Annotated in this window: 15 protein-coding genes; 8 read left to right on the top strand and 7 right to left on the bottom strand. The window is 42.7% G+C overall.

Annotated features, from left to right (window positions below; all coding sequences use genetic code 11):
- Nucleotides 1-19 precede the first annotated feature (19 nt).
- From G2999_RS11865 to gmk, 7 genes are all read right to left on the bottom strand, one after another.
- Nucleotides 20-883, bottom strand: coding sequence for a class I SAM-dependent methyltransferase (locus G2999_RS11865; protein ID WP_010179231.1), 864 nt, complete (start codon nt 881-883; stop codon nt 20-22).
- Nucleotides 876-2951, bottom strand: coding sequence for an ATP-dependent DNA helicase RecG (recG, locus tag G2999_RS04640; protein ID WP_029257386.1), 2076 nt, complete (start codon nt 2949-2951; stop codon nt 876-878). Before recG ends, G2999_RS11865 begins: the two co-directional genes overlap by 8 nt.
- A gap of 24 nt (nt 2952-2975) precedes the next feature.
- Entirely contained in the window at nt 2976-3683 is a 708-nt protein-coding gene (gene trmH, locus G2999_RS04635) for a tRNA (guanosine(18)-2'-O)-methyltransferase TrmH (protein ID WP_010179226.1), read from the bottom strand.
- A gap of 8 nt (nt 3684-3691) precedes the next feature.
- On the bottom strand, nt 3692-4078 hold the full coding sequence (locus tag G2999_RS04630) for a RidA family protein (protein WP_010179225.1): 387 nt from the start codon (nt 4076-4078) through the stop codon (nt 3692-3694).
- A gap of 20 nt (nt 4079-4098) precedes the next feature.
- Nucleotides 4099-6213: a bifunctional GTP diphosphokinase/guanosine-3',5'-bis pyrophosphate 3'-pyrophosphohydrolase gene (gene spoT, locus G2999_RS04625; RefSeq protein WP_010179223.1), complete on the bottom strand. Its 2115-nt coding sequence runs from the start codon at nt 6211-6213 to the stop codon at nt 4099-4101.
- A 78-nt stretch (nt 6214-6291) separates the two neighbouring features.
- A complete protein-coding gene (gene rpoZ / locus G2999_RS04620) occupies nt 6292-6561 on the bottom strand; it encodes a DNA-directed RNA polymerase subunit omega (protein WP_010179222.1) in 270 nt (89 codons plus the stop codon).
- Nucleotides 6562-6642: 81 nt separating this feature from the next.
- The gene (gene gmk, locus G2999_RS04615) at nt 6643-7299 is read right to left on the bottom strand and encodes a guanylate kinase (RefSeq protein ID WP_010179220.1); all 657 of its coding nucleotides are present in this window, start codon (nt 7297-7299) and stop codon (nt 6643-6645) included.
- Nucleotides 7300-7417: 118 nt separating this feature from the next.
- Here gmk and cyaY point away from each other — a divergent pair, with 118 nt between their 5' ends.
- The 8 genes from cyaY to G2999_RS12605 all read left to right on the top strand — a co-directional run bounded on the left by cyaY (nt 7418) and on the right by G2999_RS12605 (nt 15072).
- Entirely contained in the window at nt 7418-7738 is a 321-nt protein-coding gene (gene cyaY / locus G2999_RS04610) for an iron donor protein CyaY (RefSeq protein WP_029257384.1), read from the top strand.
- Between the two features lie 3 nt (nt 7739-7741).
- On the top strand, nt 7742-8413 hold the full coding sequence (locus G2999_RS04605; RefSeq protein ID WP_010179216.1) for an alpha/beta hydrolase: 672 nt from the start codon (nt 7742-7744) through the stop codon (nt 8411-8413).
- A 54-nt stretch (nt 8414-8467) separates the two neighbouring features.
- Nucleotides 8468-9508 (top strand): hydroxymethylbilane synthase, encoded by a 1041-nt coding sequence (hemC, locus tag G2999_RS04600; protein WP_029257383.1) that lies wholly within the window; start codon nt 8468-8470, stop codon nt 9506-9508.
- A 6-nt stretch (nt 9509-9514) separates the two neighbouring features.
- On the top strand, nt 9515-10264 hold the full coding sequence (locus tag G2999_RS04595; protein WP_010179213.1) for a uroporphyrinogen-III synthase: 750 nt from the start codon (nt 9515-9517) through the stop codon (nt 10262-10264).
- A gap of 3 nt (nt 10265-10267) precedes the next feature.
- On the top strand, nt 10268-11524 hold the full coding sequence (locus tag G2999_RS11860; RefSeq protein ID WP_010179211.1) for a uroporphyrinogen-III C-methyltransferase: 1257 nt from the start codon (nt 10268-10270) through the stop codon (nt 11522-11524).
- A gap of 2 nt (nt 11525-11526) precedes the next feature.
- Nucleotides 11527-12690 (top strand): heme biosynthesis HemY N-terminal domain-containing protein, encoded by a 1164-nt coding sequence (locus G2999_RS04585; RefSeq protein ID WP_010179209.1) that lies wholly within the window; start codon nt 11527-11529, stop codon nt 12688-12690.
- Between the two features lie 99 nt (nt 12691-12789).
- On the top strand, nt 12790-13092 hold the full coding sequence (locus G2999_RS04580) for a hypothetical protein (RefSeq protein WP_029257382.1): 303 nt from the start codon (nt 12790-12792) through the stop codon (nt 13090-13092).
- A 45-nt stretch (nt 13093-13137) separates the two neighbouring features.
- Nucleotides 13138-15072, top strand: a complete 1935-nt coding sequence (locus G2999_RS12605) for a hypothetical protein (protein WP_156780215.1) — start codon at nt 13138-13140, stop codon at nt 15070-15072.
- Nucleotides 15073-15112: the final 40 nt, after the last annotated feature.

Genomic DNA, 15112 nt, shown 5'->3' with positions numbered 1-15112 from the left:
TAAGTGGCTGCTTTGATTGCTATAAATACACATCAAAACGATGCTTTTTACCTTTGATTTGCATGCTTGGTTTTTTATCTTGCAAGAAGGGTGCAGTATTCGGCCGCTTAACCACGACACGTTTTTTTGCCAATGCCAACGCTGGTGTCAATAAGTCATCAGCATCTTTGTCATGTCCGAGTAATGTTTGAAACATCTTCATCGGCTTTTTGACTGCGGCTGACTTCTTTTTATGAGGAAACATAGGATCAAGGTATACCACGTCAACACTCTGGTCGGTTGCTTTGAGTTGTGCTAAACGTGCTACAGCACTACCTGGTAATAATTGCATCCGCTGCACAATATCAGCACTCTGTGGCATAGCCCGACCCCGTACTAGGCCATCATATAATAAAGCACAGACCACGTTAGTCCGCTCTAGCATCGTCACATCACAGCCTAATGCCGCTAGCATAAAGCTATCAGTACCCAATCCAGCAGTCGCATCCACCACACTGGGATAATACTGACCTTTGATACCTACTGCTTTAGCAATCGCTTCATTCTTACCACCGCCTTTATCTTTACGATACAGTAATGCATCCGCAGCAAAATCGACACACAGAGGCTGTAATTTTGGGTCTGATAAATCTGCTAACCCCACTGCTGAAGCACCAGTGGCTTGGTCTATTGTTACCAATGCATGCTGGCCAAAGTTCGCTTGTGCCGGAGCCTCATAAATTTTTGAAAGTGATGCTAAGCCAGTAAAGTTAAGTGAGTAAGTACTTGCAAGATCTTTTAAATAATCGACTTCAACAAGGACATCATTAAATTTGATTAGCGATAATGGTGTTTGTTGTTCATTCACCAAAATGCGCAGTGGAATAATATGTTCATTAAGCATTCGTGTATTGCTCCCGAGCGCCTAGCCAACGATTAATCATGGCTTGTGCATTAGCTGGGTGATGGGTAAATAAATGTTCGGCGAGTTGTTGTACTTGTTCTAACAGATGCCCATCACGCACTAAATCTGCAATTTTCAGATCTGCAATACCCGTCTGTTTAGTCCCTAGGATCTCACCGGGTCCGCGAATTTCTAAATCCATTTGCGCAATATAAAAACCGTCATTCGAATCTCGTAATACCCCGAGTCGTTTAGTTGCCGTTTTGGATAAATTACCGTCATACATCAACACACAGTGACTCTCTATCGAACCTCGCCCGACGCGACCACGTAATTGATGTAGTTGGGCTAATCCTAGCCGCTCAGGATTTTCAATGATCATCAGACTGGCATTGGGTACATCGACTCCCACTTCAATTACCGTCGTAGCGACCAACACATCCAGCTCAGCAGCTTTAAATTGTGCCATGATGGTTTGTTTTTCCGCCGGTTTCATTCGTCCATGCACTAAACCAATGCGTAAATCAGTTAGAGCTGTACGCAATGCAATAAACGTATCTTCGGCTGCTTGGCTTTGTAAAACCTCAGATTCTTCAATCAGAGTACACACCCAATACACTTGGCGATTTGCTTCAGTTACCGACTTATGCACCCGCGCAATGATTTGGTCACGGCGTGCAGCAGGCAATACAATAGTTTGCACAGGTGTGCGACCAGGTGGAAGCTCATCTATGACCGAGGTGTTCAGATCTGCGTAAGCTGTCATCGCCAAGGTACGCGGAATCGGTGTAGCCGTCATGACGAGTTGATGCGGAAAACGCCCTTGTTGTTCACCTTTTTCTCGCAGTGCTAGGCGTTGATGTACGCCAAATCGATGCTGTTCATCAATGATCACCATCGCAAGATTCTTATATTGTACTTTTTCTTGGAATACCGCATGCGTACCAACAAGTAAATTAATATCGCCACTTTCCAATGCCGTCAATACTTGATCGCGGGCCTTACCCTTAAGCTTTCCAGCCAACCAGCCAACATGAATACCCAATGGAGATAACCATGAAGAAAAATTGTGGGCGTGTTGTTCGGCCAATAATTCGGTGGGTGCCATCAGTACCACCTGATAGCCAGCAGCAATGACGTTAAGTGCAGCTAGCGCTGCCACGAGTGTCTTACCTGATCCTACATCCCCTTGAACCAGACGCATCATGGGATATGGTTGTTGCATATCATGTTGAATTTCACGCACTACGCGGGCTTGGGCATTGGTAGGTGAAAAAGGTAACGTCTGCAAAAATGCTTGCTGCAGAGCTTCATCTTGGGCAATAGCAAAGCCAGGCTGGACTTCATTATTGGCACGCATCTTCAGCACGCTACATTGATGCGCCATAAGCTCTTCTAGTATGAGACGCTGCTGGGCAGGATGCTTTCCTTCTTCAAACAAATGCAGTGATACATCAGGCGGTGGACGATGTACGATGTGTAACGCTTCACTTAAGGATAATTGTTGGGCGTACATACCATCGGGCATCAGTTCAGCCAAGGCCCCTTGCTTTAGTGCTAACAAAGCTTGCTCGGTCAAATTACGCAAGGTAACTTGTTTAACGCCTTCAGTGGTGGGATATACTGGAGTAAGGCTTTCAGCCACCGGCATTACGTCATTTGGATTAACAACTTTATATTCAGGATGGACACATTCCAAGGCATGTTTGCCTCGGCGATATTCACCAAACGCGCGGACTTGGGTACCAGGAGTTAATTGGGCTTTTTGTGCAGCAGAGAAATAGAAAAATCGACAAGTAATAATACCTGACGCATCTTTGATTTTGATAACAAGTGCTCGGCGTCGACCAAACACAATATCACTTTGAATCACTTCGCCTTGAATAGTCGCATGTATACCATGATATAAATCTACAATATTATAAATATGTGTCCGATCTTCGTAACGATGAGGTAAGTGGAATAAGACGTCTTGAACGGTCCTTAACCCTAAATTTTGGAGTTTTTCAGCCACCTTTGCCCCAACACCTTTAAGCGCAGTAATGGGCTGATGACCTAATGCAGGCAAACTCTGGCTCACACTATTTTCCTTTTAGGAGGTTGATGGATCCGACGTTTCTATGGGGGATTGTCGTACTGCATGCCACCAAGCATCATCCGCCTCAATATCACCTTCATCATTAATCTGGGGTAACACAAGTCCTAATTTACGGCACTGCTGGTATAACTGCGGATAACCGCCAGCAAAGAGCTGACGTTGGCATTCTGCTTCTGGTAGTGTCATCGTTTCATACATCCCAGCGGCTTCACGTTGTCGCTGCGCTTCATACAAAATCACCGCCGCAGCTACTGATACATTGAGTGAAACCGTCATGCCTACCATCGGCACGACAATTTCTTTATCTGCTAACGCAATCGCATTTTTAGTAGCGCCAAACTTTTCCTGCCCCAGTATAATCGCAGTGGGCAACGTATAATCCACTTCACGAAAATCTACCGCATCATCGGATAAATTGGTCACTAATACTTGCATACCTTGACCTTTAAGATGCGCAATAGCCTTTTCGATATCGCTATGCTCGTGCATGCCGACCCAGTGATGCGCACCTAAAGAGGTACCGACTCGCAAACTGTAATTTTGATTCCATACGACATGAGCTTCATGGATCCCAACGGCATCACAAGTTCGAATCAATGCAGCCACATTATGCGGTTTATGCACTTCTTCCATCAGCACAGTAAGATCTGTTTGACGCTGGATGAGCATCTGTTTAATGCGTTCAAAACGTGTCGGGGTCATACCATTCGTTACTCAGGTAATTGCATAACGCCATCAATTTCTATTTGCGCCGCTTTTGGCAATGCAGAAACCTGCACTGCTGCTCGTGCAGGATACGGGGTGTTAAAATATTGCGCCATGATTTCATTCACTGTAGCAAAATGACTTAAGTCGATTAAGAAGATATTCACTTTGACCATGTCATTAATATCGCCACCTGCGGCTTCGCATACGGCACATAAATTTTTAAATACTTGATGAGCTTGCTCTGCAAAATCATCTGATACCATTTCCATACTAGCAGGTACTAATGGAATTTGACCAGAAAGATAAACAGTGCTGCCAGCTTTTATGGCTTGGTTATAAGTGCCGATAGCGGCAGGAGCATTATCTGTATGAATGACAGATTTAGTCATGGGAATTTTCCTAATGATGGTTAATTATGTTTATTTTGACTATGACGCGAGACTTTTTGGACCTGATCCATATGACGGATCTTACGCATAATATCGGCAAAATGAACACGATTGCGGGTCGTGATCTCCATATCAACAAAATATACGTTGCTCTCTTTCTCGTCGGTCGCAAGATTAATAATATTTGAATCACACATAGTGATGGTATTAGTTAAGCTAGCTAAAGTGCCTTGATGATTAATGAGCTCTACACGTAGAGAGACTTTAAAGTCGCCTTCTACATTATCACTCCACTCCATCGCAAGTACTCGTTGGGGCTCTTCTTTCGCCAGTTTACGAATATTGGTACAGCCATGTTGATGAATCATCATCCCTTTTCCTGGATTTAAAATCGCAACAATTTCATCATCAGGGATGGGATAACAACATTTTGAATAATGCATTAATAACCCTTCAGTACCCTTAATAGCGACTTTATCGACTTTAGTATCGGCCAGTGACTCACTATCGCCAATCAATCGACGTGCAATAATCGCACTGAGCTCATTCCCCAAACCAATATCTTCAAGTAATGCATTAAAGCTTGTATGCTTTGTTTCTTTTACCACTCGCGCAATATCTGCAGGTGCTATATTATCTAAATTAGTGTGGCCTAGCGCATGACGTAATAACCGCGTTCCCATGCTTAAAGCATCTTCAGTTTGTTGTTTACGTAAGTATTGGCGGATACTCGCACGCGCTTTAGCACTCACCACAAAGTTCAACCAATTCGCATTCGGTTTTGCCCTAGGTGAAGTAATAATTTGGACGGTTTGTCCATTTTGTAACGGTTCTGATAATGAGTAATTACGTCGATCAACTCTTACCCCGACACACGTATTCCCTACTCCTGAGTGAACAGCATAAGCGAAATCAACGGCGCATGAACCAGTCGGTAATTCGATGATAGTGCCCTTAGGCGTAAAAACATAAATCTCATCAGGGAATAAATCTGATTTTACATTTTCGATGAATTCAAACGATGAGCTTGCACTTTGTTGTAACTCTAATAACGACTGCATCCATTTTCTTGCTTTAAGCTGTGAAGAAGTATCTTTATCGCCTGGTGTTTTATATAACCAATGCGCGGCAACACCTTTATCAGCCATAATATCCATATCTTTGGTGCGAATTTGAATTTCCACTGGGATCCCATGCGGGCCGATTAACGAAGTATGTAAGGACTGATAACCGTTGGTGCGCGGGATAGCAATATAATCTTTAAAGCGATTTTCAATCGGCTTATATAACCCATGCATGGCACCTAACGCACGGTAACACTCATCAATCGATTCAAATACTAAGCGAAAGGCATAAATGTCCATCACTTCATTGAACATGAGTTCTTTGTTGCGCATTTTTCGATAAATCGAATACAAATGTTTTTCGCGACCGGTAACCACAGCACCCAGTCCATGTTCATCAAGGCGTGCACGGATCTCACCAAAAATATTATCAATAATCTCTTTACGATTACCTCGTGCCTGTTTTACCGCACTACGAAGCGCACGATGGCGCATAGGATACATGGCTTCAAAGCCGAGGTTTTCCAATTCATTTTTCATGTCATGGATCCCAAGGCGATGTGCAATCGGAGCATATATTTCTAGCGTTTCAGTCGCAATTCGGCGACGTTTGTCAGGTCGCAGCGCCCCTAATGTCCGCATATTATGGGTACGATCAGCGAGTTTGATCAAAATAACGCGGATATCTTGAACCATCGCCATCATCATCTTACGAAAGTTTTCGACTTGCGCTTCTTCTTTGTTGGAGAATTTAATTTTATCTAGCTTCGAAACGCCTTCTACTAGCTCAGCTACGACATCACCAAAATTATCGGCTAAATCTTCTTGAGAATAATGCGTATCTTCGATGACATCATGTAATAATGCGGCCATGAGCGTTTCATGATCAAAATGCATATCGGCTAAAATGCCCGCTACTGCGACAGGATGAGTAATGTAGGGATCGCCACTCGAGCGCATTTGCCCATCGTGAGCATTATTCGCTAGGACGAATGCTTCTTGCACCAGCTGCACTTTGTCATCTGGTAGGTAAGCGGAGACTTTGGATTTTAGACCTTCAAATAAGTACACGTAGCATCACAAGTTATTGGTTTATCACACTATCCTAAGAATACGTGTAAATCACTTGCGATGCCAGTACTTGGGGGATTATTCGCTAAGAATATTTGCCACTGATGCAAATTCTGCTTGTTCTGCTTGATGCTGTTCCGCAATCTCAGCAGCTTCTAAAGAATCGGCAGTCACTAATTGCTGTTCGATTTCACGAAGTGCGACTACTGTTGGCTTATCATTACCCATGTCAACCATAGGTTCTTTACCTTCAGTAGCAATTTGACGAGCACGTTTAGCAGCAACTAACACTAAATCAAAACGGTTACCAATTTGTTCAACAGCGTCTTCTACAGTTACGCGAGCCATAACATTCTCCGAAAGTGAGGTTATTTTTTAAAAAATGGGCGCAGATTGTACACCAATTATACCGCCAGTGATAGTCTTTAATTAGTCTTTCAATAAATCTGTCAGTAACTGTGCGTGGCGTAACGATTGATGGGTCAATGCTTGACGTTTATCCAATACAATCGCATGAAATGCCTGCAATGTCTGCTCAAAATCATCATTGATAAGTACATAGTCAAATTCATCAACATGTGACATTTCAGCTTTCGCATCCCGCATCCGACGAGCAATCACCTCATCTGAATCTTGTCCGCGACCAATTAAACGACGCTCTAGCTCACTCACACTTGGCGGCAGAATAAACACTAAATGCGCTTGAGGATATTGTGCTTTGACCTGACGCGCACCCTGCCAATCAATATCAAGGAATACATCAACACCCTGCTCTAACGTATTTTCAATTGCTAACCGAGAGGTACCATAATAATGATCAAATACTTTGGCATATTCAAAAAAGGCACCTTGTTCAATGAGGGCTTCAAACTGGCTGTGATCGACAAAATGATAATGTTCACCATCACTTTCGCCCGTTCGTGGCTGTCTGGTAGTGTGGGATACTGACACTTTGAGCGGATTCGCCTGAGAGCTATATTGTGCCAATAATGCTTTGATTAAACTCGATTTACCCGCACCTGAGGGTGCTGAGACTACAAACAAGTGACCCAAATGCTTGGGTGGGGGTAAATTTACGTCTGTCATGGTGAATTCCTAGTATTTTTGACCCGAGGCAATAGATTGCATTATACAAACAATGGTAACATTAACCAATTCCGGATTTTCCGCATTTTATAAAAGGTATCTTCGCATGACAGCACAAATTACAGAAAGCCAATACCATGAACTAGTCGACCAATTACTTTTATCCATCGAAGAAGTGCTCGACGAATACCCTGTTGATATTGATACAGAAAGTGCCGAAGGTATCCTGACATTAACGTTTGAAAATGGCTCAAAAATGGTGTTAAACAAACAAGAGCCGTTACTTCAATTATGGGTTGCAACCAAATTTAATGGTCATCACTTTAATTATGAAGACGGTTTGTGGATTGATGAACGCGGCGCTGGTGAATTTTGGGCATTCTTAGATGCAGCAATGACAGTACAGGCGGAACAACCTGTTGCGTTAGGTTTAAGCTAACTCATGAGTGATTTATTACCTAGTGTCGTCGTTGAGGCGAAAAGCGAGCATCGCGCAACTGTTATTTGGTTACATGGACTGGGTGATTCAGGCAATGGCTTTGCACCTATCGTCCCTGCGTTAAATATCCCTGATGAATTAGGCGTAAAGTTTATTTTCCCTCATGCGCCTAACCGAGCGGTGACCATTAATAATGGCATGCTCATGCGTGCTTGGTATGACATTAAAAGTATGGATTTTAACTCGCGCGCTGATATGCCAGGTGTGCTCGAGTCGGCAGAACAGGTCAAAGCGCTTATCGATGCTGAAATTGCATCTGGTATTCCTGCACGTGATATCGTGTTAGCCGGTTTTTCTCAAGGCGGTGTTATTGCCTATCACTTAGGCTTACGTTTAGAGGAAGCCCTTGCTGGGATCATGTGTTTATCCACGTATATGGCAGAGCCAGAATCATTAGCAAAAGAACACAGTCAAATTTCTCGTATTGTGCCGATAATGGTCGCTCATGGTAGCCATGATGACGTCGTTCCTGTGACCATGGGTAAGGCCGCTTTTGCGCGTGTTAATGAATTAGGATATAACGCCAAATGGCATGAATACCCTATGCAACATAATGTGTGCCCTGAAGAAGTCGGTCACATCAGTCAATGGTTACAAAAAGTACTAGCGCCATAAGCTAAATTTGGTCATTTCTATTAATCACTATCATGCAACGGAAACGCAATTTTAATGAGTACATCAATCTCCACTATTAATATCGCTACCCGCAAGAGTCCACTCGCTATGTGGCAAGCTGAATATGTTCAAGCCCAATTAAAGGCACACTACCCTGACATGAGCGTCAATTTGGTGCCAATGAGCACTAAGGGCGACCGAATTCTAGATACCCCTCTAGCTAAAGTGGGTGGCAAAGGTTTATTCATAAAAGAACTTGAAGTAGCAATGCAAGAAGGCCGAGCAGATATCGCAGTGCATTCTATGAAAGATGTGCCGGTTGAGTTTCCTGAAGGGTTTGGTTTGCACGCCATCTGTCCTCGCGAAAACCCTTTTGATGCGTTCGTGTCAAATACTTATGATGATATAGATAGTTTACCCAAAGGTGCCGTAGTTGGAACCAGCTCATTACGTCGCCAAGCGCAACTGCGCGCCCGTCGTCCTGATTTAACAATCAAAGATTTAAGGGGCAATGTCAACACCCGCTTAGCCAAACTTGATGCCGGTGAATATGATGCCATTATTCTGGCTTGTGCCGGTTTGATTCGACTAAAAATGCATGATCGTATCCGCTCAGAGATTGATCCGCTCACCAGTTTACCTGCCGTAGGTCAAGGGGCAGTGGGTATCGAGTGTCGGGATGATAATTTAGCACTGATTGATGTATTACAATGTTTAGCTTGCCCAGAAACCACCATCCGTGTGATGGCAGAGCGCGCAATGAACGCCAAGCTTCAAGGAGGTTGCCAGGTACCTATTGGGAGTTTTGCTACCCTAGAGACCAGTCAAGATGGTTATCGTGAATTATATTTAAAAGGGTTAGTGGCAACCGTTGACGGCAGTGTGTTACTTGAATCAGATGGAAGCGTTATATTAGCTAAAACTGCGGAAGAAATGATGAATGACATCACAGATACCTCTGTGACACTCAATAGCCCACTGGAACAAATTGAAGAAGTCCATATTCAACAAGCTATCCAACTCGGTCAACACATCGCTTCACAACTTATAGAGCAAGGTGCAGCGGATATTCTTGCTGCCGTTGAACTAGGTTAATATCAAATGTGGTTAGTGCTGCGACCTGAACATAAGATTGATTCTTCACAGCACGCGTTTGAACAAGCAGGAATACCTTCGATTGGCCTAGCGCTCCAAACAATCTTGCCTAGAGATGATATTGCAGAGCAGGTCCATCTTGTTAACTTCCACCACGTTGATAACGTCATTTTCACTAGTAAGATGGCCGCCCAATTTGCTTTGCCGTTTATGCCCGACTTATCCAGTCATACGTATGTGTATGCCGTTGGGAAATCGACATTTCAGACTTTAGCACAATGGACACATCAATATCCTTTCTGGTGTAATAACCATCAGCTAATGATGCCATTGGCACACCAGCAAACGAGTGAAGGGATATTATCTCTACCGTCATTATCAGATGTGACGGAGCAACGCATTGTCATTGTCAAAGGCTTAGGGGGACGTGAAACTTTGCGTGATACGCTAAGCGAGCGTGGTGCGGTAGTGTCCGAATGTACTGTATATGAACGTATAACGCTGAATAACCCTGTGAGCACACAAGCGTGGCAAGTTACTGATATAACAGGTATAACTGCAACGAGTAACGAACAATTACAATTAGCCTTTGATATTTATCCACATTCTTGGCTAACTGAACTAAAATGGGTAGTAGTGAGTCCTAGAATAGCGCAGTATGCTTTAAAGCTAGGGATACCGAATCAACAAATTTCTATCTCACAAAGTGCGGATGACGCGGCACTAATAGCGCATATAAATCAATTAATGGAGTAAAGCATGGCAGCCGATGCGAAGGACCAAGCAGATAATAACGCAATTAATGATACCCCTGAAAATTCATCTGGGGCATCAGATAACGATATTATAGAAGCGACGGTAGTTGAGCGCTCTCAAAATGAGCCTGAAACGACGAAAACGGCGGTACCATCCGACACCTCTCATGATACTAAAGGGAGTGGACATAAAGGCGTATGGTTTTTAGGCTTCTTTAACCTCATATTAATTCTGTCACTCGCAGCAGCTGGCTATTGGTATTGGATGCAACAACAAAACCAAGAAACGCAACCGAACCCTAAAATCATCGCATTAGAAAACGCTGTGAGAGTTATAAATGCGGACTTATCACAACTATCATCGACACTCGTAGCAACTGAAACGCAGAATATTGAACAGCAAACATTATTATCAGAATTAACTGATACCTCGATACAACAGATTAAAAACTTAGATGATTTAGCACAACGTGTAAATTTAAATGCATTAAAAAATGAAGGACTTGCTAAACGCATTGCCGATGTCTCTGGCCGTCGTCCAGCAGATTGGTTATTAGCTGAAGCTGATTATTTAGTTAAATTAGCAGGCAAGAAATTATGGTTAGAAGGGGATGTTAAAAGTGCAATTATGTTACTTAAATCTGCTGATGTAAGAATCACAGACCTTGCCGATGCATCATTACTTCCAATTCGTGCCCTTTTAGCTAAAGATATCCAAACTTTACAGCAAGTGAATCAAGTCTCTACCGAATCGATCGCATTGTCAGTTTCAGCGCTTATTGCACAAGTCGACAATTTACCGCTAGAAACATTAAAACTGCCAGAGGCAGAGATGGCTGAAACCAAGACTGAACTCAGTGATGATGTCACAGATTGGCAGGCTAACTTAAAATCAAGCTGGAATGCAATTGTTGATGATTTTATCTCAGTTGAAAAACGCAGCGCAGAAATCACGCCATTTATTTCAACAAAGCAGCAATGGCTTGCACGCGAGCAGCTCAAGTTCGCGTTATTAAATGCTCAACAAGCAGTTCTAAATCATCAAACAACATTATATCAACAGGCACTTCAACAAAGTCTAGATATTGTGATTACCCATTATCAATTAGATAATGTAGGAGTCGAAGCATATATAGATTCACTCCAGCAACTGATTTTAATCGATACTTCTAGAAAATTGCCAAGCCAACTAGATGCCCAGCAACCATTAGCTGAAATTATCGAACAGCGTATCCAGACCCTCTTCGCAGGGGGCCAATAATCATGATCAGAGTACTATTGTTATTAGTATTTTTAGTAGCCGGGCTGATGATAGGGCCTAATTTAGTCGGTGAAAAAGGCTATGTGCTGATTGCTCTAAAGCACACCACGATTGAAATGAGCGTCATTAGCTTAGGGATCATGGTCTTTATCGCTGTTATCGGCTTTCTGATACTTGAATGGGCTGTTAAACGAATAGTGGGAGCGATCTCAGGATCACATCATTGGCTCGGAAGCTGGGGAGAGCGTCGTCGTCAACGTTTTTATACCTCTGGAATGCAAGCGTTAGCAGAAGGAGATTTAAATCATGCTCAGAAATGGCTAAGTAAGACGACTAAAGCCGATTTTGACGGTATCAATTTATTAGCGTTGGCAGACGTTGAAGCCAAACTAGGTCATCAAGTAAAAGCGATGCAGTATTGGGAGCAAGCAGCAGCAATCAAGGGCAGTGAGCTTGCAGCTAAACTCAATATGGCGCGTTTTGAAATTACTCAAAATCATGGTAAGCAAGCACTCAGCATTATTGATTCTTTGTCTATTCAGCAAAAACAAAAACCCAATGTCATCGAGACCTGGGCGAGTGCATTAGCTGCGGCTGGCGAGTGGCACGCACTACGTGAACGGTTAGAAAGTGGCTGGAAAAAGCCATTAGGTCAACGCTATCCTTATTGGGCTGAACTAGCATCGAAAGCCGACTTCGCTGAGATTGCCAATAGAGATGGTGCCAATGAACTGATGCAAGAATGGCAAAAACTCCCCCGTGGCTATAAAAAAGAGATCCCGCATCAAAAAGCTTACATTGAACAATTGATTGCTCAAGGGATGCACCAAGAAGCTGAAAAAGCACTGGTTACCGCACAAAAATCAGGGCCCGAAATAACCTTACTGCCGTTATTCAAATTATTGCAGTTACCCAAACCAACTGCGGCGATTAAACTATTAGAAAAATGGATCAAGAAAGATAATAAAAATGCAGTGTTATATTCAACACTTGCTCACGTTGCTTTTCACTCAGGCAATGCAATCTTAGCAGAGAAAGCACTTAATCAAGCGTTAGAGTTGGATAATCATCAAGAAGACATATTGTTACTTGCTGAAATTAAAGCCCAACAAGCTAATTCAGATGAAGCATTAGCATTATACAAGCAAGGGTTAAGTGCTAATTAACCCTGTTCATCATCATTTATGCTACCTCATACTCACTTTTGAATGAGAATATTTGTTATAATAATAATTATCCAAATTATATAGAAATAGATATCCACTGTGCAAATCAATCACTTAGTATTATTATTAGTTTGTTGTGTATTAACTGCATGTGGTGGCGGTGGCGGAAGCAGTTCTACACCTAGCACTCCACCACCAACGACAACACCTCCTCCGGCACCTACCGTAGACATTACCGGACCACAAGGGAGTATATTAGAAAAAACTGCCGTGACTTTGACTGCAGAAACAAGCTTAACTGGTAATGTCACCTATACATGGCAACAGTTAGATGGCAAACCAGTAGAGCATACTGTCAACGGTAATCAACTCACATTTCAAACCCCTGGGTGTTTTTGGTAATGGCGCAGAATATGTCTTTATTTGGTGTTGTTGCATCGGATGGTAATGACACCACGGGATATGATTGCTTATGACATCTACGTAGAGAGCAAAAACACCTTTGAAGATAATGCGGAGTTATACACAACGGCAGTATTTTCAGCCAAAGAAAGTTATCTACAACTCACAGAGTTAGCGCGTCAAAGTATCAATAACATTACCCAAATAAACGATGAAAATCGGGTGGTTTGTTACAATGGGGGTTTAGAAACTATCACTCACAACGATACTGATAGTAATGGTTTGGTCAGTACCGGCGACTCCCTTAGAGTGGATTATGAAGATTGTTTGTCATCGGTGCTGGATGCATATGTCCAAGGCTCATTAACGATTAACATCACGCTAGCATCGGTTGGAGATAAAACTATCGCAGGGACGCTCAATCTTGACGACTTAGTCATCTCTGACCGTTATGATAGCGCAGCAACGATTACCGTTGATAACATCATCGAATTTACCTTGTCTGAGACAAATACCACACGTAATTACACTGCAAATACTCCACAGACGCTGACGTTTAGTTTATTAAACGTGCCGTTTCTTCAAATCTCACAATTGGACGTAGTCAAGTCGCAAGATTTGCGAACTGGTCGTTACAGTATCACTGTCGATGCTGAACTATTTGAGCCTCTGACTAATGCAAGCTTTACCGTTGATACCATTACGCCTATCTCTGGTTTCTTTAATGAATACCCGAATATAGGTGAAATTAGAATGACCGATAAAGATTCTAATGAAGTATTTGGGTTTACACCGAACAATGTCATTGATTCTGATAATTTTAATCTCGTTATCGATGGTATTGAATATAAACAACGTTGGAATAATATCCTGGAAGGGACACTTTTTTCTCTTGATGGCAAAGACAGTTTCCTCAGTGAATATCGCGTTGACAATTTCCAAAATTTAGGTGTGATTGATAATTTCTTAGTATTCTCAGATATCGATGCACCGCTAGTGAGGTTCGCGATGAATCGCCCTATTGCGCGCATACTAGAAACAGAAATACAGTTCCGCTCGGGTTCATTTATACAAGATAATGTGCCTGCTACTATCAGCATTGACGGTGGACTAGTTACCTTAACACCGACGCGACCTTTATTACCTGCGACTAATTACACCATATCAAGCTTCTCAATGGTCGATGAATTTGGTACAAGCGCTTACAACTTTTTCTACGAATTTATGACCAGTGATGCAGTGATCCCCAAATTAACCGCATCATCACGGGCTTATCGTCAAAATGATTATCCTATCCTTGATGCCTCAGAAAGTGAAATCAATCAAGGGACTCAAATCAATTATCTTTGGGAAGAAATTAGCGATGTCGGTATCGTGTTTACGGATGTAACCGCAGCAATTACGTCAATAAGCATCCCGAACAATGTCGCCAATTCAGTGACTGATGATATCGAAATCCGTTTAACCGTGAGTAATGAAAGTGGTCGAATGGCACAAACACAAATTACGCTATCACACCAGTCTACTCCAGCCTCTTACATTAGTTTGGATAGTGATGTGGGTGATTACATAGGTCAAGGTCAAATGTGGTTCATGGATCGCGCCGTAGGTTTTAATACCGACGCTACGAATACTTCTCCAAATGAGCTCGTCTTAAACTATGATGGAATCGATGGCTATTGGTCTATGCATATTCAAAGTCCTGATGATGGCCCGTTAGCAATTGGTGTTTATGAAGAAGCGAGACGTTGGCCGTTTCAACCACCAGGTGTTGCTGGGTTTGATTTTTCTGGTGATGGACGCGGCTGTAACACATCATCATCCAGTTTTGAAATTTTAGAAATTGCTTATGACGCTCAGGGAGTGCTCTCGCAACTGTCAGTGGACTTTGTACAAAACTGTGAATCCGCTACGAACGCGGTACTAAGAGGTCAGGTGCGCTTCAATTCCAGCTTACGGATCAATCCTGAGGCGCAGTAGTATTTAGTCAGATTGTTAGTAACATCTCAGTGTGGGGCAG

It is taken from the genome of Glaciecola sp. HTCC2999 (assembly GCF_000155775.1).
Lineage (GTDB): Bacteria > Pseudomonadota > Gammaproteobacteria > Enterobacterales > Alteromonadaceae > Opacimonas.
The sequence above is the reverse complement of the archived record's forward strand: the minus strand, read 5'-3'. Positions and strand labels throughout refer to the sequence as shown.